Here is a 21,580-nt window from a genome sequence, read left to right on the forward strand (position 1 = left end):
AAAACGACGGAGCCCTGTCCCCATGCGCGAACACACCCCCCATGATCCCTTCGAGCGGCGCCCCGGCCGCGGCGAGCGCGGCCCACGCGTCTTCGCCCCCGGTGACCTCAAGCTGCTGATGCTGGACCTGCTCGCAGACCAGCCCGGCCACGGTTACGACCTTATCCGCCAGATCGAAAACCTGTTCGACGGCAGCTACAGCCCTAGCCCCGGGGTGATCTACCCCACGCTGAATTTTCTTGAAGAGGCCGAGTTGATCAGTGGCCAGGTGCAAGGCAGCAAACGCCTCTATGCCATCACCGACGCCGGGCGCAGCGCCCTGGCCGAGCAGGCTGTCGCCCTGGACGGCGTGCGCATGCGCATCGAGGTCAGCAAACGCGCCCTGCGCGGCCACGACCGCCCGCCAGAAATCCATGAAGCAGTCGGCAACCTGCGCCACGCACTGCACATGCACAGCGGCCGCTGGACACCGGAAGAGATCCAACGGGTCCGCGACTTGCTCAACCATACCGCCAAGGCCATCGCCTCCGGGCCGGCCGAACCTGTCAGGGAGGCTTCCCATGAGTGACACCATCCACCGCGTCAACCACCAGATCCGCCAACGCCGTTTGCAGGTACTGCGGGTCACCGAACTGACCCCACGCATGCGCCGCATCACCCTCGGCGGTGCCGAACTGCAGGGTTTCACCAGCGTGGGCAGTGATGACCATATCAAGCTGCTGTTCGCCGAAACGCCGGAGCAACAGCAGGCCATCGAGGCCCGTAATATGGGCCGGGACGGTGGCGCACGGCCGACCATGCGCGAGTACACGCCACGGCGCATCGACCTGGTGGCCAATGAACTGGACATCGACTTCGTACTGCACGGTGATGGCCCCGCCTCCACCTGGGCCGCCCAGGCCGCGCCTGGGCAAACCCTGGACATCGCTGGGCCACGAGCATCAATGGTGGTGCCGGATATTTTCGACAGCTACCTGCTGATCGGTGACGAAACCGCCATTCCGGCGATTGGTCGGCGGTTGGACGAACTGCCGGCTGGCCGCCAGGTGCTGGCGGTGATCCAGATCGAAGACGAGCAGGAGCGCCAGCCGCTGCCGAGCAAGTCACAAGTCGAAGTCATCTGGGTGCGTCGCCAGCAAGAAGATTTGCTGGAACTGTTGAAGAATCTGACCTTGCCGCAAGGTCGGTTGTACGGCTGGGTGGCGCTGGAAAAAGCCCTGACCCGCCAGGCCAAGGCGCTATTGCTGGAAAAAGGGGTGCCGGAGGATGCGCTGAAGGCAGCGGCCTACTGGCGTGCCGACGGGACTGCGGACGACGAGTGATCTTGGTTACCTGTACTGGCCCTATCGCCGGCAAGCCGGCTCCCACAGTTATTGCACAGCCCATGAAGGCTATGGGGTACCTGTAGGAGCTGGCTTGCCGGCGATAGGGCCAGTGCACGCTAAGCGAATCTGTTCGACCCGCGCCACTTATCCAGCCCCAGCAACACCAGCCCTATCCCCCAGAACCCCGCCAGCACCCCCAGGGCATTGAGCATCACCTGCCCATACCCCAGGCTCGCCACATCGATGAACGGGTAGGCATACACGCCAATCTCGCTCCCCCGCCACAGCGCGTAGGCGAAGTACACCGCCGGGTAAATCGCCCACACCGCCAAGTGCCAAAGCCTCAGGCTGCCCTTGGGCACCTCCCACCACCAGTACACGGCATAAAGCACCGGCATCACGTCGTGCAGCAACTCGTCCGCCAGCCATTGCCAGCCCTGCGGTTGCCACAAGTGACGCAGCAACAGGCTGTAGGCCAGCGCCACCAGCACGATGCTGGCAGCCACCGCAGTACTCACCGACGGCGACAGGAAAAAACGCCTGACTCGGCCTTCACGACCGAACGCCGCATAACTGACCACCGCCGCCACCAAGGTATTGGTCAGCACGGTGAAATAGCCGAACACGTTGATCAGGCCGCCAATCAGGCTGGCCTGTTCCTGCCAGCGCGCCAGCAGCACCAGGTATACCTGCACGGTCAGGCCGAACCAGCCGAGCACGGCGATGCTGGTCAGCCAGGGGCGACGCGGCATATCAGGCCTGGCGCTGCAGCTTCACGTACAACTGCTCGACCTTTTCCCGCGCCCACGGTGTCTTGCGCAAAAAGGACAGGCTCGACTTGATGCTGGGGTTGCTCTTGAAGCAACGCACATCGATGCGTTCGGCCAGGCCCTGCCATTGGTAGTGCGCCACCAGCTCGGTGAGGATCTGTTCAAGGGTCTTGCCGTGCAGCGCGTTGTGTTGGGCCGTGCTCATGCTGTGCTCCGTTGGAAAGATGCGCACCTTACACGAGTGTAGTGGCGGACGGGATCCGTCAAGTCGACAGAAAAACTGCTGGCCAGGCGTAAAACCTCTGTGCTGAAATAGTTATGTTATGTTGTAACACTAAAAAGCATCTGCCAAGGAACGCCCCATCGCCATGCTGTACCCAACGCTTCGTCTCTCCCCCCTTGCCGTCGCGCTCTGGCTGGCTGCATCGCCCAGCCAGGCCGTGGAACTCGAACCACAGGTAATTACCGCCAATCCGCTGGGCAACCTCCAGCTGGCCGCCCCCAGCACCGTGCTCGAAGGCGACAACCTGCTGCAACAACAGCACGGCAGCCTCGGTGAAACCCTGAACAAGCAGCCCGGGGTCGCCTCTACCTGGTTCGGCCCTGGCGCCAGCCGCCCGGTGATCCGTGGCCTGGACGGCGACCGCATCCGCATCCTGCGCAATGGCGTCGGCGCCCTGGATGCCTCATCGCTGTCCTATGACCACGCCGTGCCGCTGGACCCGGTTACCGTCGAGCGCGTCGAGATCGTCCGTGGCCCGGCCGCCCTGCTCTACGGCGGCAACGCCATCGGTGGCGTGGTCAATACCTTCGACAACCGCATCCCGGACGCACCGATCGAAGGCATCCACGGTGCCGGCGAGCTGCGCTACGGTGGCGCCGACACCACCCGCAGCAGCGCTGGCAAATTGGAGGCGGGCAACGGTGCCTTCGCCCTGCATCTCGATGCCAACAGCCGCCAATTCAACGACCTGCGCATCCACGGCTACGCCCGCAGCGCCAAGGTACGTGACGCCGATGAGCCCGGCAGCAAACACCGCCTGGAAAACAGCGACGGCCGCCAAGATGGCGGTGCCGTCGGTGGCGCCTATCACTGGGATCACGGTTACGCCGGCCTGTCTTATAGCCGCTACGACAGCAATTACGGCTCGGTGGCCGAATCCGGTGTGCGCCTGGACATGAAACAGGACCACTACGCCTTCGCCTCCGAACTGCGTGACCTGGATGGCCCGTTCAGCTCCGTCAAGGTCGATGCTGGCTATACCGACTACGAACACAGCGAGATCGAAGAAGGCGAGGTGCACACCACCTTCAAGAACAAGGGCTACGAAGCCCGTATCGAAGCCCGCCACCAACCGCTCGGGCCGGTGGAGGGGGTGATCGGTGCTCAGGTCAGCCGCAACGAATTTTCCGCCCTGGGCGAAGAGGCTTTTGTCCCACACACCCATACCAACAGCCTCGCGCTGTTCATGCTGGAGCAATGGCAGGCCACACAGCGGCTGAACCTGAGCCTGGGCGCACGCGTGGAGCACACTCGGGTAGACCCTGACGCCAAAGGCAACGAAAACTTCGTCGATGCCGACAGTGCCAGCAGCTTCAACGCCTTCAGCCTGTCATCAGGTGCGGTGTACCAGCTCGACCCGATCTGGTCGCTGGCCGCCAACCTCGGCTACACCGAGCGCGCCCCGACGTTCTACGAGCTGTACGCCAATGGCGCGCACGTGGCCACCGGCGCTTTTGAAGTTGGCGACGCCAGCCTGAACAAGGAAAAGGCCATCTCTGCCGACCTGGCGCTGCGCTTCGACAATGGCACCCACAAAGGCAGTGTCGGGGTGTTCTACAGCCACTTTCGCAACTACATCGGGCTGATCGGCACCGGCAACCTGCGCGAGGGCGGGCATGATCACGACCATGGCGAGGACGACCACGATCACGACTATGACCACCACGGTTTCCCGGAATACCAGTACCAGGGCGTGCGGGCGCGCTTTTACGGCATCGAGGCCCAGGACCGCTGGCAACTGGTCGAGAACCGTTACGGCAGCTTCGCGCTGGAGTTGTCTGGTGACTACACCCGGGCCAAGAACCTCGACAGCGGCGAACCGCTGCCACGCATCGCCCCGCTGCGCCTGAACAGCGGCCTGGTGTGGGAACTGGACTGCTGGCAGGCGCGGGTCGATGTCCAGCATGCCGCGTCGCAGCACCGCAAACCGGCCAACGAAACCAGCACCGATGGCTACACCACACTGGGTGCAAGCATTGGCTACCGCTTCGAAGTTGGCCAGAGCCAGTGGTTGGCGTTTGTGCGCGGCGAAAACCTGACCGACCAGACCGTGCGTTATGCCAGCTCGATCCTGCGCGATATCGCGCCGGCGCCGGGGCGTAGTGTCGAAGTGGGGTTGCGTACCACCTTCTGAAATCGCGGGGGCGCTTTGCGCCCCTCTTCAGGCTATTGTTACCCGCTGGACAACAATCCCCTGCGACAATTTGTCTTTTTTTCTTACAACTTCCGCTATATCCTGCCCGCCTGAAGCTGAATCGCTTCACTGAAACCATCCTGTCGCCATATCCATTGAAGGGCACGCCCTTCGATGCGCTTGCCGTTTTTTCAATAATCAAAAAGATAGCGCTATCTCATGCTCCAACTGCCCAAAACCTGTTACATCGGCCTTGCCCTCAGCGCCTTGGCGACACCCGCCGCCGCCAGCGAAATGTTCGCCAGCGACTCCCCATGGATGCTCGGTGACTGGGGCGGCACTCGCAGCGAATTGCTGGAAAAAGGCTACGACTTCACCCTCGGCTACACCGGCGAGATGGGCAGCAACCTGCACGGTGGCTTCGACCACGACCGTACCGCTCGCTACAGCGACCAGTTCACCTTTGGCAGCCACCTGGACCTGGACAAGATTTTCGGCTGGCATGACACCGAGTTCCAGCTGACCCTTACCGAGCGCCACGGCGACAACATCAGCAACGACCGCATCAACGATCCTCGCGTCGGCGGCTTCACCTCGGCCCAGGAAGTCTGGGGCCGTGGCGAAACCTGGCGGCTGACGCAGATGTGGATCAAGCAGAAGTACTTCGAGGGTGCGCTGGATGTGAAATTCGGTCGCTTCGGCGAAGGCGAAGATTTCAACAGCTTCCCTTGCGACTTCCAGAACCTGGCCTTTTGCGGCTCGCAGGTAGGCAACTGGGTGGGTGGCATCTGGTACAACTGGCCGGTCAGCCAATGGGCCCTGCGCGTGCGTTACAACCTCAGCGACACGCTTTACACCCAGGTGGGCGTGTTCGAGCAGAACCCCTCCAACCTCGAATCTGGCAACGGCTTCAAGCTCAGCGGCAGCGGCACCCAAGGCGCGGTAATGCCAGTCGAACTGGTATGGACCCCACGTATCCAAGGTTTGAAAGGGGAATATCGCGCTGGCTACTACTACAGTAATGCCAAGGCACAGGATGTTCTCAAGGACAGCAACGGCCAGCCGGCCGCCCTCAGCGGCGCCGCCTACCGCAGCAGTTCGAGCAAGCACGGCATGTGGCTCGGCGCCCAGCAGCAAGTAACCTCGCTGGCATCCGACCAGTCGCGAGGCCTGAGCCTGTTCGCCAACGCCACGGTGCACGACAAGAAGACCAATGCCATCGACAACTATGTGCAGGCAGGACTGGTATACAAAGGGCCTTTCGACGCCCGCGCCAAGGACGACATCGGTTTCGCCCTGGCCCGCGTGCACGTCAACCCCGCCTACCGCAAGAACGCCCGCCTGGCCAACCAGGCCGCAGGCCTCTACGACTATGACAATCCAGGTTTCCTGCCGGTGCAGGACACCGAGTACAGCGCCGAGCTGTACTACGGCATCCACTTGGCCGACTGGCTCACCGTACGCCCCAACCTGCAGTACATCCGCCACCCGGGCGGGGTGTCGCAGGTCGATGGCGCCCTGATCGGTGGCCTGAAGATCCAGAGCAGTTTCTAACCACCCTTTTTTGACCTGACGGAGAACCTAAGATGAGCACTGAAGGTGCCAACCAAGGAAGCCGCTGGCTCCCTCGCCTGATCGGCGCGCTGCTGTTGCTGATGGGCCTGGCCCTGCTGGCCGGTGGTATCAAGCTAAGCCAGCTGGGCGGATCGCTGTACTACCTGATTGCCGGTATCGGCTTTGCCCTCTCGGGCATCCTGCTGCTGGCCCAACGCCGCATTGCCTTGGGCCTGTACGGCCTGGTGCTGCTGGGCAGCACTGTATGGGCGCTGCTTGAAGTGGGCCTGGACTGGTGGCAACTGGTGCCACGCCTGGCCATCTGGTTTGCCATCGGCGTGGTGCTGCTGCTGCCGTGGGCACGTCGTCCGTTGATCGGCCCGGCCAGCAAAGCCAACACTGCACTGCTCGGCGTTGCGGTGGTTGCTTCGGGCGCATGTGCGCTGGGCAGCCAGTTCACCCACCCCGGCGAAGTGTTCGGCGAACTGGGCCGCGAAAGCAGCGAAATGGCCAGCGCCGCCCCATCCATGCCTGATGGCGAATGGCAGGCTTACGGCCGCACCGAGCATGGCGACCGTTATTCACCGCTGCGCCAGATCACCCCGCAGAATGCCTACCGCCTGGAAGAAGCCTGGCGCATTCGCACCGGTGACCTGCCGACCGACAACGACCCTGTGGAGCTGACCAACCAGAACACCCCGCTGAAGGTCAACGGCATGCTCTACGCCTGCACCGCACACAGCCGCTTGCTGGCCCTGGACCCGGACACCGGCGCGGAAATCTGGCGTTACGACCCGCAGGTCAAGAGCCCGACCGGCACCTTCAAAGGCTTTGCCCACATGACCTGCCGCGGCGTTTCGTACTATGACGAAAACCGCTATGTCAGCCGCGACGGCAGCCCGGCGCCGAAAATTACCGACGCCGGCCAGGCCGTAGCCCAGGCCTGCCCACGCCGCCTGTACCTGCCTACCGCAGATGCCCGCCTGATTGCCATCAACGCCGACAACGGCAAAGTCTGCGAAGGCTTCGCCAACCAGGGCGTGATCGACCTCACCACCGGCATCGGTCCCTTCACCGCCGGCGGCTATTACTCCACCTCGCCTGCCGCTATCACCCGTGACCTGGTGATCATTGGTGGCCACGTCACCGACAACGAGTCGACCAACGAGCCGTCGGGCGTGATCCGCGCCTACGACGTGCACGACGGCCACCTGGTGTGGAACTGGGACAGCAACAACCCGGATGACACCAAGCCGTTGGCCGCCGGCAAGATGTACAGCCGCAACTCGGCCAATATGTGGTCGATCGCCAGCGTCGACGAAGACCTGGGCATGATCTACCTGCCGTTGGGCAACCAGACCCCGGACCAGTGGGGCGCCGACCGCACCCCGGGCGCCGAGAAGTACAGCGCCGGCGTGGTCGCCCTTGACCTGGCCACCGGCAAGGCCCGCTGGAACTACCAGTTTACCCACCACGACTTGTGGGACATGGACGTGGGCAGCCAGCCGACCTTGGTCCACCTGAAGACTGACGATGGGGTGAAACCCGCGATCATCGTGCCGACCAAGCAAGGCAGCCTGTACGTGCTCGACCGCCGCGACGGTACGCCGATCGTGCCGATTCGCGAAATCCCCACCCCGCAAGGCGCAGTGAAGGGCGACCATACCTCGCCGACCCAGGCCCGCTCCGACCTCAACCTGCTGGGCCCTGAGCTGACCGAACAGGCCATGTGGGGCGCTACGCCATTCGACCAGATGCTGTGCCGCATCCAGTTCCGCGAACTGCGCTACGAAGGCCAGTACACCCCGCCTTCCGAGCAGGGTTCGCTGATCTACCCGGGCAACGTGGGTGTATTCAACTGGGGCAGCGTGTCCGTCGACCCGGTCCGCCAACTGCTGTTCACCTCGCCCAACTACATGGCCTTCGTGTCGAAGATGGTCCCGCGCGAGCAGGTGGCCGAAGGCAGCAAGCGCGAAAGCGAGACCAGCGGCGTGCAGCCGAATACCGGCGCGCCGTACGCGGTCACCATGCACCCGTTCATGTCGCCGCTGGGCGTACCGTGCCAGGCACCGGCCTGGGGCTATGTCGCCGCCATCGACCTGTTCACCAACAAGGTGGTGTGGAAACACAAGAACGGCACCACTCGTGACAGCACCCCGGTACCGATCGGCCTGCCGGTTGGCGTGCCGAGCATGGGCGGTTCGATCGTCACCGCCGGTGGCGTCGGCTTCCTCAGCGGCACCCTGGACCAATACCTGCGCGCTTATGATGTAAACAACGGCAAGGAACTGTGGAGTGCCCGCCTGCCAGCGGGTGGCCAGGCCACGCCGATGACCTACACCGGCAAGGATGGCAAGCAGTATGTGCTGGTAACCGCCGGCGGCCATGGCTCGCTGGGCACCAAAATGGGCGATTACATCATCGCTTACAAATTGGCTGACTAAGTTACCGAGCCCTGCTTGCAGGGCTCATTCCCTGTACCGGCCTCATCGCCGGCAAGCCAGCTTCCACAGGTATTCCACCGACCTTGAAAATGGTGGGTTACCTGTGGGAGCTGGCTTGCCGGCGATGAGGCCGGTGCAGGCAATCACAGATGAAACCCTCCCCTGATCCCTTCGTCTACCATTGAAACCGATTCCCCTGCGCCCCATCTAAGCACCATAGCCATTCACGCAGGTGCCCCATGAGCGACCAGCAGGATTTCCCGGAACACCCTGACGAACACAGCGAAGTCGAGCACACCTCCCCGGCCGAACCCGGCCACGCCCTCGCCCTGCCCGGCCAGCAACTGCCGGACAAAGTCTACGTGATCCCGATCCACAACCGCCCGTTCTTCCCGGCCCAGGTACTGCCGGTCATCGTCAATGAAGAACCTTGGGCCGAAACCCTCGACCTGGTGGCCAAGTCACCGGACCACTGCCTGGCGCTGTTCTTCATGGACACCCCGCCGGAAGACCATCGCCATTTCGACACCTCGGCCTTGCCGCAATACGGCACGCTGGTCAAGGTGCACCATGCCAGCCGTGAAAACGGCAAACTGCAGTTCGTCGCCCAGGGCCTGACCCGGGTACGCATCCGCAACTGGCTCAAGCATCACCGCCCACCCTACCTGGTCGAAGTCGAATACCCGCGCCAGTCCGCCGAGCCGACCGACGAGGTCAAGGCTTACGGCATGGCCCTGATCAACGCGATCAAGGAGCTGCTGCCGCTCAACCCGCTGTACAGCGAAGAGCTGAAGAACTACCTCAACCGCTTCAGCCCCAACGACCCGTCACCGCTCACCGACTTCGCCGCCGCGCTGACCTCGGCCACCGGCAACCAGTTGCAGGAAGTACTCGACTGCGTGCCCATGCTAAAGCGCATGGAAAAGGTCCTGCCGATGCTGCGCAAAGAGGTGGAAGTCGCGCGCCTGCAGAACGAGATCTCGGCCGAGGTAAACCGGCAGATCGGCGAACACCAGCGGGAGTTTTTCCTCAAGGAGCAACTCAAGGTCATCCAGCAGGAGCTGGGGCTGACCAAGGACGACCGCAGCGCCGACCTGGAACAGTTCGAACAGCGCCTGGAAGGCAAGACCCTGCCGCCCCAGGCGCGCAAGCGCCTTGATGAAGAGATGGGCAAACTGGCCATTCTCGAAACCGGTTCGCCCGAGTACGCCGTCACCCGCAACTACCTCGAATGGGCCACCGCCCTGCCGTGGGGCGTGTACGGCAAAGACAAGCTCGACCTCAAGCATGCACGCAAAGTCCTTGATCAGCACCATGCCGGCCTCGACGACATCAAGGAACGCATCATCGAATTCCTCGCCGTGGGCGCCTGGAAAGGCGAAATCAGCGGCTCCATCGTGCTGTTGGTGGGCCCGCCCGGGGTGGGCAAGACCAGCATCGGCAAATCCATTGCAGAGTCGCTTGGCCGGCCGTTCTATCGTTTCAGCGTTGGCGGCATGCGCGACGAGGCCGAAATCAAGGGCCACCGCCGCACTTACATCGGTGCACAACCCGGCAAGCTGGTACAGGCCCTGAAAGAGGTCGAAGTGATGAACCCGGTCATCATGCTCGACGAGATCGACAAGATGGGCCAAAGCTATCAGGGCGACCCGGCTTCGGCATTGCTGGAAACCCTCGATCCGGAGCAGAACGTCGACTTCCTCGACCACTATCTCGACCTGCGCCTGGACCTGTCCAAGGTGCTGTTCGTGTGCACCGCCAACACCCTCGACTCGATCCCCGGGCCGTTGCTCGACCGCATGGAAGTGATCCGCCTGTCCGGCTACATCACTGAGGAAAAACTGGCCATCGCCAAGCGCCACCTGTGGCCCAAGCAACTGCAAAAAGCTGGCGTTTCCAAGACCAGCCTGAGCATCAGCGACAGCGCCCTGCGCCTGGTCATCGAGGGCTATGCCCGCGAGGCCGGCGTGCGCCAGCTGGAGAAGCAACTGGGCAAACTGGTGCGCAAAGCGGTGGTCAAGCTGATGGAAGACCCCGAAGCCAAGCTGAAGATCGGCACCAAGGACCTGGAGGCCGCACTGGGCATTCCCGTATTCCGCAGTGAGCAGGTACTGGCTGGCAAAGGGGTAATCACCGGCCTGGCCTGGACCAGCATGGGCGGTGCCACGCTGCCGATCGAGGCGACCCGCATCCACACGCTCAACCGCGGCTTCAAGCTGACCGGCAAGCTGGGGGACGTGATGAAGGAATCGGCCGAAATTGCCTACAGCTACGTCAGCTCCAACCTCAAGCAGTTTGGCGGCGATCCTGGCTTCTTCAACGAAGCGTTCATCCACCTGCACGTTCCTGAAGGCGCCACGCCCAAGGACGGCCCGAGTGCCGGCGTCACCATGGCAAGTGCCCTGTTGTCCCTCGCCCGCGACCAGGCACCGAAAAAAGGCGTAGCCATGACGGGCGAGCTCACCCTCACCGGCCAGGTGCTGCCGATTGGCGGGGTACGCGAAAAGGTGATTGCGGCGCGGCGGCAGAAGATCTTCGAACTGATCCTGCCCGAGCCTAACCGCGGCGACTTCGAGGAGCTGCCGGACTACCTGCGAGAAGGCCTGACAGTGCATTTCGCCAAGCGCTTTGCCGACGTGGCCAAAGTCCTGTTCTGACCTGTTCCGTCCTCCTCGCGGCTTTAGCCGCGAAGAGGACGGCACCGGGCACACAAAACCCCACCAGCATCGGTTATCCTCAGGCATCGTCAGCCTACGGAGCCAACATGACCGCCCCTCGTCTGCTCGTTCCCCTGAGCTTTACCCTGCTTTCTGCCTGTGCCCAATACCCCACACAGCCTGTCGAGCTGGATGCCGAAAGTGAATGCCCAACGCGACTGCAGGTAGGCCAGACACTGACGTTGAGCTTGCCCGGCAATCCATCCACCGGCTATCGCTGGCTCGTCAAGAATGCCGCATCAGCTGTGCTGCGCAGCCTCGGCCCGGAGGTCTACAACGCCCCCGATGATCAAGACGTGGTCGGAAGCGCCGGTGTCTCCACCTGGCGCTTCCAGGCTACCAGCACCGGAGATGCCCAGTTGCTACTGGTCTACCAACAGCCATGGGCTGCAGAAGTCGCCCCGGTACAAACCTTCGACTGCAAGATTGTCGTCCGCTGAGGGCAATCAACTGCGGTCATACAGCAGTTGCACCACCTTCAGGTACTCACACAAACCGTCCAGCGCGACTGTGGCAGCTTCCAGATCCATGGTTGCGCTGAGTCTGGCGGCCTGCGCCTGCCACTCAGACTCTACCTTGCGAAGCTCATGTAGCCACCCGTTCTTCAGCGGCACCAAGCCCGACAGCGCCGTGACCGCTTCCAGTTCTTCCCGCGCCGCTTGCAGGGTTCGCTGCACCTGCCGCTGGTCGTCCACTGCAGCCTCGATCTTGCTATCCAGCCGGCCACGGGCTTTGCCCAGGTCGACGAATGTCTTGGCCCCGTCAAGCGCATCAGCATGCCGTGCAAGCTTTTGCGTCACAGCCTTGAACAGGCCGGCGTCGAATTTCGGATCGGTGATCAATCCCATTATCTGATCGACTTCATCATCGCTCGGGATGAGGCCTTTCAGTGCGCTTGCAACCGAAGGTTTCTCGAACAGCTCGATAGCCTGGACAATATCTGCACGCTGCTGTTGCAGTTGCATCAATCGTTCATCGAATGCGACTGCCTGTACTTGAAGGCCGGCCGTTCGCGCTGCCAACTCTGGCAAGGCGTCGACAAGCGCCGATAGCGAAAACAGCTCCAACCGCAAGTTTTTCCTGGCCAAGTGCGCGTGATGCTGATTCAAACGCTCCAGTACACTGGCGAGCCTGCGCTGCGAAGCGGCGCTGTCCACACCCGGAATAAATCGCCGATCCTCCAGCAATACGATACCGCCTATCAAGCTCTCCTTGAACGCGCGCTCGACAGCCAGCAACAGTGTACACAGTTCATCCAGTTGCTCGCGTGCGGCAGGCAGCACGTTCATTTCCCAACTTCCAATGAGCTGGAATATCTGATCCTGCAGATTTTGCATCTCTACAACATCTGGCGTGACGGTTTGAGTATTGGCAATTTCCATGTCAGGCTTCCTCATACTCGTCAATCAGTTCATTGAACAGCTCTGACAGCGTATGGCACACACTGCCTATTTTGGTCCACGGTTTGATAACCTCCGAAAAATCAAGAACAAAGGATTCAAGCTGGACGACGGTACTCAGTTCTTTGGCTTCATTGACAGAGTTGTCGGCATACGAAGCGAGGAACAACCAAACATCGGCCAACCGCTTGGTCGCCGCCGACAGATCCTTGCACCTGAATTGCAAATCTCTGACCAGCGTCGAAACACGCTCGAAGTCCTTCAAGGCCGGCGCCAGCTTGCCCAGTGCATTGGCCAACTCATCGCGTCTTTCAATCAGCGCATTCTTTGTAGCCCTGATAGCTTCTGCCTTGTTTCCGAATACGCCACCGGTTATCACCAGACCGATCGGCCCCAACAAGATACCGGTGAATGCATAGCCAACATGGGCATCGTACTCAGCCTTCAACTGGTCAACCTGCTCGTCCCACTGATCGAGTTGCTTGCGTTTTTCCAGGATTTCCTCATGGGAAACCTTCTCATCGAAGTGCTTCAACAAGCGTCCCATACGCGGCTTGAGTTCACGCTTGATTTCATTGTTGAACCAGTTGGCACGGCTGTCGACGTCAACGATACGCCGGCGAGTGCATTCAATTTCCTTCACCAGTTCGGAAATGCCGAGCGTCAGCACGCTGGCGATCTGTGCTTGTTCATGTTCGCTGAGCGCCGAGGTGTAAACATCGTCGCCCTCCTCGGCCTTGCGTTTCTTGATCGCCATGAACACGTCGCTGCTTTCAAGGTTTTCCAAAAGGCTACTGCCACGCTGCACCAGGCTTTCGGCAAACATCTCAATTTCAGGCCCCAGCTGTTTTATACTGCGTTCCAGTATGTCCCATTCAGCGGCATGCCGGTGCAGCGCCACGTAAAGCTCATTGACCATCGACGCTTTAATACCGAGGGCAGCGTAATCGACCTCCCTCTCGATTTCCACCTGCGTCCGCGGTAAATGGTTAACGGTATTGACGTACCGCTTAATGCATTTCAAATTATCTGCCGTCAGCAAACCACCAACTTGCTGACCACCATCGAGCCGGCTTTCAATGAATGAAAAATAGCGTTCTGGCAATATTTTCACTCTGGAAACCAGGTCCAGATCATCGACGGGTAGCTCTTCCTGCACAGTTGCTATATTCATTTCTCAACCCATGAAACCAATGAAGTAAAGGCAGTTGGAGTGTCCACCCGAACCCCCCTGAATACATTCACCCGGATAACTTAACGCTGTGGGAAAGTTCACTGCTGCGGGCATGAACGCTCCGACCCTGAAGCATTGCCATGGCAAGATGCGTGGCCATTGGATAAAATGCGCACCCGTTTCACCCTGTATCGAGCCCACCGTGAGCAAACAACCCGACCGCCTTTTCTCGCAGCCCCTGGAGCAGGTGCCCGATTTCGTCTTCAACGAAGACGTGGTGCGCGTGTTCCCGGACATGATCAAGCGTTCGGTGCCCGGTTACCCGACCATCGTCGAAAACCTCGGCGTACTGGCTGCGCGTTTCGCCCAGCCAGGCACCGCTCTGTACGACCTGGGCGCATCGCTGGGCGCCGTCACCCAGTCGCTGCGTCGCCATGTTCGCAGCGACGGCTGCCGGGTGATCGCGGTGGACAATTCCGCCGCCATGGCCGAACGCTGCCGCCAGTACCTCACCGCTCAGGACTCGATGTTCCAGGAGCTATTGCCGGTGCAAGTGCTGGAAGCCGATATCCTTGCCCTGCCCTTCGAGCCTGCCTCGGTAGTGGCGATGAACTTCACCCTGCAATTCATCGCCCCCGACCAACGCCTGGAATTGCTCGGGCGTATTCGCCAGGCGCTGCTGCCGGGGGGTGCGCTGATCCTTTCGGAGAAGCTGCGTTTCGCCGATGAGCAAGAGCAGGACCTGCTCAATGAACTGCACCTGGACTTCAAGCGCGCCAACGGTTACAGCGAACTGGAAATCGCCCAGAAGCGCAGCGCCATCGAAAACGTGATGCGCCCCGATACGCTCCAAGCACACCAGGAGCGCCTGCGCGCCGCCGGTTTCTCCAAAGTGGTGCCGTGGTTCCAATGCCTTAACTTCGCCTCGTTGATAGCCCTGCCATGATCGATCTGTCCCCCCTCGTCCGCCGCCTGGCGGGCACGCCACTGGCTTCCTGGTCGCAAGGCCTGCAAGCACAACTGGAAGCCAAGCTGGAGAAAGGCCACGGCGACCTCGACCGCTGGCGCGGTGCGCTCGATGCCCTGCCTGCCCTGCAACCCAGCGAAATCGACCTGGTCAACGGGCTGCGCCTGGACTGCGATTGCGACGACGCTACCCGCGCGCAGATGCGCCAGGCACTCATGGGCCTGTCGCCCTGGCGAAAAGGGCCGTTCGATCTGTTTGGCGTGCATGTAGACACCGAATGGCATTCGGACTGGAAATGGTCGCGGGTAAGCCCGCACCTGGACCTCAAGGGCAAACGCGTGCTCGACGTCGGCTGCGGCAACGGCTATTACCAGTGGCGCATGCTCGGTGCCGGCGCCGACATGGTAATTGGTGTCGACCCCAACTGGTTGTTCTTCTGCCAGTTCCAGGCCGTGCAGCAGTACCTGCCGGAGCTGCCAGCCTGGCACCTGCCCTTCGCCCTTGAAGAACTGCCTGCAAACCTGGAAGGCTTCGATACCGTGTTTTCCATGGGCGTGTTCTATCACCGGCGCTCACCCATCGAGCACTTGCTGGCGCTCAAGGACTGCCTGGTCAAAGGAGGCGAGCTGGTTTTGGAAACATTGGTAATCGAAGGTGACGAAAACCAGGTGCTGGTACCGGAGGACCGCTATGCACAGATGCGCAACGTCTGGTATCTGCCGTCGGTACCCGCCCTGGCGCGCTGGTTGCGCCGTGCCGGCTTCAGCGATGTGCGTTGCGTCGATGTGAGCGTTACCAGCGTCGAGGAGCAGCGCAGCACCGAGTGGATGCGCTACCAGTCGCTGGGCGACTTCCTCGACCCGAACGACCACAGCAAGACCATCGAAGGCCTGCCTGCCCCCCGCCGCGCCACCCTGCTGGCGCGCAAATAAAAAAGGCGCCCGGTCGGGCGCCTGAATCCACCTGCGGCGAGGAGCTGTCGCGGCGCAGGTGTTGTTACCTCAATCCTTGGCCACCTCGCGGGCCTTCTCTTGCGCCTTTCGTTCGCGTTCGGCGACGGCCTGTTGTTTGTCGCCGTGCAAGCGCTGCTGGTCTTCGCGGAAGGCTTGCCAGAACTGCTTCGAGCGCTCCGCACCGCCCTCGGCATAGACACTGGCACTGCCCAGGGCAAGGGCGGCCAACAGCAGGTATTTGGTCAGGTTCATCGTGTTTGCCTCGTGGTAACCGATCAGACACGGCCATCCTAGCGAGGGGCAGCTAACAGCAAGGTGAGGCGGGGATTACAGTCCTGCAATCTGGCCTTGTGTTGCCTACCAGGGCCCTGGCCTACAGCCAGATAACAGCAGAATGACAAATCCGTTATCTGCACCGCAGGCCTTTTCTCATGCCGTAACATCCTGGTTCTTGACCCTGATGTCACTACAGGGTCGAGAATTGCCCCCTTTCATCACACCGAGCACCCCATGCGCCTACTGATCATCGAGGACGAGCTGCGTACCGCCGATTACCTGCAACAAGGCCTGCGTGAAAACGGCTACGTGGTCGACTGCGCCCACACCGGCACCGACGGCCTGCACCTGGCCCGCCAACAGCCCTATGACCTGGTCATCCTCGATGTCAACCTGCCTGAAATCGATGGCTGGACCGTGCTGCAGCGGCTGCGAGCCGAATCGGCCACGCGCATCATGATGCTTACCGCCCACGGTCGCCTGGCCGACCGGGTCAAAGGCCTGGACCTGGGCGCTGACGACTACCTGCTCAAGCCGTTCGAATTCCCTGAACTTCTGGCGCGCATCCGCAGCCTGCTGCGGCGTAACGACCAGCAACTGCAGCCCAGCACCCTGCGCGTCGCCGACCTGGAACTGGACCCTGGCCGGCACCGCGCCTACCGCGCCGGGCAACGCATCGACCTGACCGCCAAGGAGTTCGCCCTGCTGCACCTGCTGATGCGCCAGACTGGCGAAGTGCTTTCGCGCACTCAGATCATCTCCTTGGTATGGGACATGAATTTCGACTGCGACACCAACGTGGTCGAGGTTTCGATCCGCCGCCTGCGGGCGAAGATCGACGACCCGTTCGACAACAAGCTTATCCATACCCTGCGCGGCGTAGGCTATGTCCTTGAGGCCCGCGTTTGAAAAACGCGAGCCTGTCGTTGCGCCTGGGCCTGAGCGTGACACTGATGGGCGCCGCGCTGGTGCTGCTGCTGGCCTGCCTGGCCGTGTTCGCCCTGGATCACGAACTGGACAGCCGCGCACGCAAGGATCTGGCGCGCAAGATGCTGCAGGTCGAGCACAACCTGCGCGTCGATCTGCGCAGCGAGGACCTGGGCAGTCGCGCCCATCCACTGCTCGACCTGGTCATGGGGCATGACAACCTCAGCCTCAGCGTACTGGCCCTGGAAGGCCGCCACCCGCACCTGCTCAGCCTGGGCCCGGCCCTGGAGTCGCGGGTGAGCGAGTTGCGCACCGATGCCCGCCTGGCCTTTCACGCATGGCGCGACAGCAGCGGCAACCAGTTCCTCACCGTGACCCGGCAGATGCGCCTGCGCGACAACACGCCGGTGAAGGTGATGATGTCGCTGAACCGCGCCGACGACAACGCCCTGCTGCAAGCCTACCTGCACTCGACCTTGCTCGCCTTGCCACTGCTTCTGGTGTTGATCGGCGCGGGTGCCTGGTGGCTGATGCAGCGCGGCCTGAAACCGCTGCGGCGCTTCCGGCGTATTGCCGGGCAAGTGTCGGCCCAAGACCTGCAACACCGCCTGCCGGCTACCGGCCTGCCGCAAGAACTGGCGCAACTGGCCAGTAGCATCAACGTGATGCTCGACCGCCTCGATCAGGGCGTGAGCCAGTTGTCGCAGTTCTCCGACGATCTGGCTCATGAGTTGCGTACCCCGTTGAGCAACCTGATGGGCAAGGCGCAAGTGACCCTGGCCCGTGAGCGGGACAACGCCAACTACCGGGAAGTGCTGGAAGACAGTATCGAGGAGCTGACCCGGCTCAACCGCATCATCAATGACATGCTGTTTCTCGCCCAGGTCAGCCAGCCGCAAACGCAGATTGCATTGAAACCCTTGGCCTTGGCTGACGAGGCAGCGCGAGTGGTCGAGCTGTTTGCCTTCAGTGCCGAGGTGAAAGCGGTTGAGCTGCGTGTGCAGGGCTGGGGGACGGCGCTGGGGGACCGGCTGATGTTTCAGCGGGCATTGTCGAACCTGTTGAGCAATGCCATCCGGCACAGCCCTGAGGGTGAGCGAGTCGAGTTGCGGATTGAACGTTCAGGCAGCGAAGTATGGCTTTCGGTAGAGAACCAGGGGCCTGGCATTGCTACAGAACACCAGTCGCGCTTGTTCGAGCGGTTTTACCGGGTGGGCCCGGGGCGTTCGCGGCTGGAGGGCGGAACCGGGTTGGGGTTGGCAATCGTGAAGTCGATCATGCAGCTGCATGGCGGGCGGGTCGAAGTGAACAGCAGCCCCCTTGGGCCTACCCGCTTCACTCTGGTGTTTCCTGCCGAATAATCGATTGCCTGTACCGGCCTTTTCGCGGGTAGACCCGCGAAAGGGCCAGAACAGGCAACCAAACTCTCAGCGCGAAGCCGCCACGATCAGTGCCTTCATCTCGGCCACTGCGGCTTTGAAGCCTACAAACAAGGCATGCGCCACCAGCGCATGGCCGATGTTCAGTTCATTGATGCCCTTGATCGCCGCCACCGCCTCGACGTTGTGGTAATGCAGCCCGTGGCCAGCATTGACGATCAACCCCTGCCCCACGCCAAACGCAACGCCATCGACGATACGCTTGAGCTCCTCGGCCACTTCGGTGGGGGTTTCGGCATCGGCATAACGCCCAGTATGCAGCTCGATGGCCGGCGCCCCCACCCGGCGAGAGGCCTCGATCTGGCGCTCGTCAGCATCGATGAACAACGACACTTCGGCACCGGTGCGGGCAAGACGCTCCACTGCCGCCTTGATCCGTGCCTCCTGCCCCGCCACGTCCAGGCCACCTTCGGTGGTCAGTTCCTGACGGGTTTCAGGCACCAGGCAGATGTGCGCCGGGCGGATCTTTTCGGCAAAGGCCATCATTTCTTCGGTGACGCCCATTTCGAAGTTCATGCGCGTCTGCAGCACATCCTTGAGCAGCAGCACATCGCGCTCCTGGATATGCCGACGGTCTTCACGCAGGTGCACGGTGATGCCATCGGCGCCCGCTTCCTCGGCATCCAGGGCAGCCTTGACCGGATCAGGGTAACGCGTGCCCCGGGCCTGGCGCAGGGTCGCCACGTGGTCGATGTTTACGCCGAGAAGCATGCGGTTGCTGTGAGTCACGAAAGGCTCTCCTGAAGGTTTAGCCCCACAGCATACGTCGTGATCAGCGCTTGCGAAACAGTTCCCGGCTGACCAACGGTTTTGCGCCCAGATGAACCGCCAGGGCCTGGCGCATCAGGCGCTTGGCCGCGAGCAAAGCGCCGGCGGTGTCCCAGTCGGCGTCGGCCAGGGCCAATAGCTCGATGCCGCGGAACAGGCCGGGTTGCACCCATTCGACCCGCTCCAGGCCGGCATCCACACGCAAGCGGTACAGCCCGTCGGCCGCGATGGGTTGATCGTTGACGTCATGATTCAAGGAGAACGCATAACCCAGTTCGTCCAGCAGCCGCCATTCGAACGAGCGCAGCAGCGGCTCCAGCGGGCGCCCGGCAGCCAAGGCCTGCAAGGTCAGGGCGTAGTGCTCGAACAGGGCCGGGAATGGCGCTTCGGCGGGCAGCAGGCGCATGAGTAGCTCATTAAGGTACAAGCCGCTGAACAGGGCATCCCCGTGCAGCCAGGCCGCTATGCCGGCGCTGTCCATCCGCCCCACATTCTTCAGCTCGCCACGCCCGCGCAGCTCCACCTCAAGTGGCACGAATGGCCGCACCAGGCTGCCGCCCTTGCCACGCGCACGCCGCAGTACGGCGCGCACGCGGCCCTGCGGCGTGAACAAGTCCACCAGCGCGCTGGTTTCCTTGTAGGCACGGCTGTGCAGCACGTAGGCTGGCTGGCCGACAGGTTGTTCCATTAGCGTTCACCCAGCCCGTGATTGTGGGAGCGGCCTTGTGTCGCGAAAGGGCCGCAACGCGGCCCCCCGGATTTCAGCATTGCCGCCAAAATGGCTGGGGCTGCTTCGCAGCCCTTTCGCGACGCAAGGCCGCTCCCACAAGGGCCGCCTTGAGCCTTAGAGGTCGCCGTAGCCCAGCGAGCGTAGGGCGCGCTCGTCGTCGGACCAGCCGCCCTTCACCTTGACCCACAGGTTGAGCATGACCTTGGAGTCGAACAGCACTTCCATGTCCTTGCGCGCCTCAGAACCGATACGCTTGATACGCTCGCCCTTGTCGCCAATGATGATTTTCTTCTGGCCGTCGCGCTCAACCAGAATCAACGCGTGAATGTGCAGCACATGGCCCTGCTGCTTGAACTCCTCGATCTCCACCGTGATCTGGTACGGCAACTCCGCACCCAGCTGGCGCATGATCTTCTCGCGCACCAGTTCGGCGGCCAGGAAGCGGCTGCTACGGTCGGTAATCTGGTCTTCGGGGAAGAAGTGATCGTTCTCGGGCAGGTGCTTGGCGATCTGTGCTTCCAGCGCTTCGAGGTTGTGCCCCTGCTGCGCAGAAATCGGCATGACTTCGGCGTTTGGCAGTTGCTCCTGCAGCCACTGCAGGTGCGGGATCAACTCGGCCTTCTCTTCCATGCGGTCAGTCTTGTTGACTGCGATGATCAGCGGGCCGGTCACGTACTGCACGCGCTCCAGCACCAGTTGGTCTTCGTCGGTCCACTTGGTACGGTCGACCACGAAGATCACCACGTCAACGTCCTTGAGGGCCGCCGAGGCGTTGCGGTTCATGTAGCGGTTCAAGGCTTTGTCGTTGGCCTTGTGCATACCGGGGGTGTCAACGTAGATCGCCTGCACATCACCTTCGGTCTTGATACCGAGCATGTTGTGGCGGGTGGTCTGCGGCTTGCGCGAAGTGATCGCCAGCTTCTGCCCCAGGATGTGGTTGAGCAAGGTCGACTTGCCCACGTTGGGGCGGCCGACAATGGCCACGTAGCCGCAGCGAGTCGGGTTGCTATCAGTCATTGCCATTCTCCACGCCCAGGGCGATCAGTGCGGACGCGGCAGCGACTTGCTCGGCAATACGCCGGCTAACGCCCTGACCACGGCTCTTGTTGTTCAGCAGCACGACTTCGCATTCGACGAAGAAGGTACGGCAGTGCGGTTCACCCTGGATATCCACGACTTCGTATCGCGGCAGCTCACAGCTGCGTGATTGCAGGAATTCTTGCAGCCGGGTTTTCGGGTCTTTGTTGGTGTCGACCAGGGTCAGGCCTTCGAACTCGTCGGCCAGCCAGGCCAGTACACGTTCGCGGGCCGTGTCCATGTCAGCGTCCAGGTAAATGGCACCGATCAGTGCCTCCAGGGCGTCGGCCAGGATCGATTCGCGACGGAACCCGCCACTCTTGAGCTCACCCGACCCCAGGCGCAGGTATTCGCCCAGGTCGAAACCACGGGCCAGGCGGGCCAGGGTCTCGCCCTTGACCAAGCGCGCGCGCAGCCGCGACAGCTGGCCTTCGCGTGCCTGAGGGAAGCGCTCGAACAGCGCTTCGCCGGCGACGAAGTTGAGAATGGCGTCACCGAGAAACTCCAGGCGCTCGTTATTGCGCCCGGCATAGCTGCGATGGGTCAGCGCCAGAAGCATCTGGTCCTGATTCTTGAAGGTATAACCGAGCTTTCGCTCCAGATGGGCAAGGGAAGCACTCATGCAACCACCCGTTTGTTGTT

Annotated in this window: 20 protein-coding genes; 11 read left to right on the forward strand and 9 right to left on the reverse strand. The window is 62.0% G+C overall.

Annotated elements, in window-relative coordinates:
* The first annotated feature begins 22 nt into the window (after positions 1–22).
* Positions 23–568, forward strand: coding sequence for a PadR family transcriptional regulator (locus OZ911_RS22875; protein WP_016488807.1), 546 nt, complete (start codon positions 23–25; stop codon positions 566–568).
* Entirely contained in the window at positions 561–1,322 is a 762-nt protein-coding gene (locus OZ911_RS22880; protein ID WP_016488808.1) for a siderophore-interacting protein, read from the forward strand. Before OZ911_RS22875 ends, OZ911_RS22880 begins: the two co-directional genes overlap by 8 nt.
* A 119-nt stretch (positions 1,323–1,441) precedes the next feature.
* Here the strand turns inward: OZ911_RS22880 and OZ911_RS22885 are convergent, their stop codons facing one another.
* Entirely contained in the window at positions 1,442–2,077 is a 636-nt protein-coding gene (locus tag OZ911_RS22885; RefSeq protein ID WP_016488809.1) for a Pr6Pr family membrane protein, read from the reverse strand.
* A gap of 1 nt (position 2,078) precedes the next feature.
* Positions 2,079–2,300: a VF530 family protein gene (locus OZ911_RS22890; RefSeq protein ID WP_023047126.1), complete on the reverse strand. Its 222-nt coding sequence runs from the start codon at positions 2,298–2,300 to the stop codon at positions 2,079–2,081.
* A gap of 163 nt (positions 2,301–2,463) precedes the next feature.
* Between OZ911_RS22890 and OZ911_RS22895 the strand changes: the two genes are divergently transcribed.
* The 5 genes from OZ911_RS22895 (at position 2,464) to OZ911_RS22915 (ending at position 11,667) form a co-directional block, all read left to right on the forward strand.
* Positions 2,464–4,512 (forward strand): TonB-dependent receptor, encoded by a 2,049-nt coding sequence (locus tag OZ911_RS22895; RefSeq protein ID WP_070086526.1) that lies wholly within the window; start codon positions 2,464–2,466, stop codon positions 4,510–4,512.
* 219 nt (positions 4,513–4,731) lie between these two features.
* Positions 4,732–6,066, forward strand: a complete 1,335-nt coding sequence (locus OZ911_RS22900; protein ID WP_023047125.1) for a carbohydrate porin — start codon at positions 4,732–4,734, stop codon at positions 6,064–6,066.
* Between the two features lie 32 nt (positions 6,067–6,098).
* Positions 6,099–8,510, forward strand: coding sequence for a glucose/quinate/shikimate family membrane-bound PQQ-dependent dehydrogenase (locus OZ911_RS22905; protein ID WP_023047124.1), 2,412 nt, complete (start codon positions 6,099–6,101; stop codon positions 8,508–8,510).
* 239 nt (positions 8,511–8,749) lie between these two features.
* Positions 8,750–11,167, forward strand: coding sequence for an endopeptidase La (gene lon / locus OZ911_RS22910; RefSeq protein ID WP_016488814.1), 2,418 nt, complete (start codon positions 8,750–8,752; stop codon positions 11,165–11,167).
* A 107-nt stretch (positions 11,168–11,274) separates the two neighbouring features.
* The gene (locus tag OZ911_RS22915) at positions 11,275–11,667 is read left to right on the forward strand and encodes a protease inhibitor I42 family protein (RefSeq protein WP_016488815.1); all 393 of its coding nucleotides are present in this window, start codon (positions 11,275–11,277) and stop codon (positions 11,665–11,667) included.
* Between the two features lie 6 nt (positions 11,668–11,673).
* Here OZ911_RS22915 and OZ911_RS22920 read toward each other — a convergent pair whose 3' ends face one another.
* The gene (locus OZ911_RS22920) at positions 11,674–12,609 is read right to left on the reverse strand and encodes an alpha-xenorhabdolysin family binary toxin subunit B (protein ID WP_016488816.1); all 936 of its coding nucleotides are present in this window, start codon (positions 12,607–12,609) and stop codon (positions 11,674–11,676) included.
* A 1-nt stretch (position 12,610) separates the two neighbouring features.
* Positions 12,611–13,801: an alpha-xenorhabdolysin family binary toxin subunit A gene (locus tag OZ911_RS22925; RefSeq protein WP_024717449.1), complete on the reverse strand. Its 1,191-nt coding sequence runs from the start codon at positions 13,799–13,801 to the stop codon at positions 12,611–12,613.
* A 202-nt stretch (positions 13,802–14,003) separates the two neighbouring features.
* Here OZ911_RS22925 and cmoA point away from each other — a divergent pair, with 202 nt between their 5' ends.
* Positions 14,004–14,747, forward strand: coding sequence for a carboxy-S-adenosyl-L-methionine synthase CmoA (gene cmoA / locus OZ911_RS22930; protein ID WP_016488818.1), 744 nt, complete (start codon positions 14,004–14,006; stop codon positions 14,745–14,747).
* Positions 14,744–15,700, forward strand: a complete 957-nt coding sequence (gene cmoB, locus OZ911_RS22935; protein WP_023047123.1) for a tRNA 5-methoxyuridine(34)/uridine 5-oxyacetic acid(34) synthase CmoB — start codon at positions 14,744–14,746, stop codon at positions 15,698–15,700. The genes cmoA and cmoB overlap by 4 nt, the downstream gene beginning before the upstream one ends.
* Before the next feature lie 69 nt (positions 15,701–15,769).
* Here cmoB and OZ911_RS22940 read toward each other — a convergent pair whose 3' ends face one another.
* On the reverse strand, positions 15,770–15,973 hold the full coding sequence (locus tag OZ911_RS22940) for a hypothetical protein (RefSeq protein ID WP_016488820.1): 204 nt from the start codon (positions 15,971–15,973) through the stop codon (positions 15,770–15,772).
* A 258-nt stretch (positions 15,974–16,231) separates the two neighbouring features.
* On the opposite strand from OZ911_RS22940, the gene OZ911_RS22945 reads away from it, so the two are divergent.
* Both OZ911_RS22945 and OZ911_RS22950 read left to right on the forward strand, forming a co-directional pair.
* Complete coding sequence (locus tag OZ911_RS22945) at positions 16,232–16,906, forward strand: heavy metal response regulator transcription factor (RefSeq protein WP_016488821.1); 675 nt, start codon at positions 16,232–16,234, stop codon at positions 16,904–16,906.
* A complete protein-coding gene (locus OZ911_RS22950) occupies positions 16,903–18,285 on the forward strand; it encodes a heavy metal sensor histidine kinase (protein WP_023047122.1) in 1,383 nt (460 codons plus the stop codon). The genes OZ911_RS22945 and OZ911_RS22950 overlap by 4 nt, the downstream gene beginning before the upstream one ends.
* A 66-nt stretch (positions 18,286–18,351) precedes the next feature.
* Here OZ911_RS22950 and pdxJ read toward each other — a convergent pair whose 3' ends face one another.
* The 4 genes from pdxJ to rnc all read right to left on the reverse strand — a co-directional run bounded on the left by pdxJ (position 18,352) and on the right by rnc (position 21,560).
* Positions 18,352–19,074 (reverse strand): pyridoxine 5'-phosphate synthase, encoded by a 723-nt coding sequence (pdxJ, locus tag OZ911_RS22955; RefSeq protein WP_218115272.1) that lies wholly within the window; start codon positions 19,072–19,074, stop codon positions 18,352–18,354.
* Positions 19,075–19,135: 61 nt separating this feature from the next.
* Positions 19,136–19,819 (reverse strand): DNA repair protein RecO, encoded by a 684-nt coding sequence (gene recO / locus OZ911_RS22960; protein ID WP_016488824.1) that lies wholly within the window; start codon positions 19,817–19,819, stop codon positions 19,136–19,138.
* Positions 19,820–19,975: 156 nt separating this feature from the next.
* A complete protein-coding gene (gene era / locus OZ911_RS22965) occupies positions 19,976–20,878 on the reverse strand; it encodes a GTPase Era (protein ID WP_003252061.1) in 903 nt (300 codons plus the stop codon).
* The gene (gene rnc / locus OZ911_RS22970; protein ID WP_016488825.1) at positions 20,871–21,560 is read right to left on the reverse strand and encodes a ribonuclease III; all 690 of its coding nucleotides are present in this window, start codon (positions 21,558–21,560) and stop codon (positions 20,871–20,873) included. The genes era and rnc overlap by 8 nt, the downstream gene beginning before the upstream one ends.
* Between the last annotated feature and the right edge of the window lie 20 nt (positions 21,561–21,580).

The organism is Pseudomonas fortuita, from assembly GCF_026898135.2.
Taxonomy (GTDB): domain Bacteria; phylum Pseudomonadota; class Gammaproteobacteria; order Pseudomonadales; family Pseudomonadaceae; genus Aquipseudomonas; species Aquipseudomonas fortuita.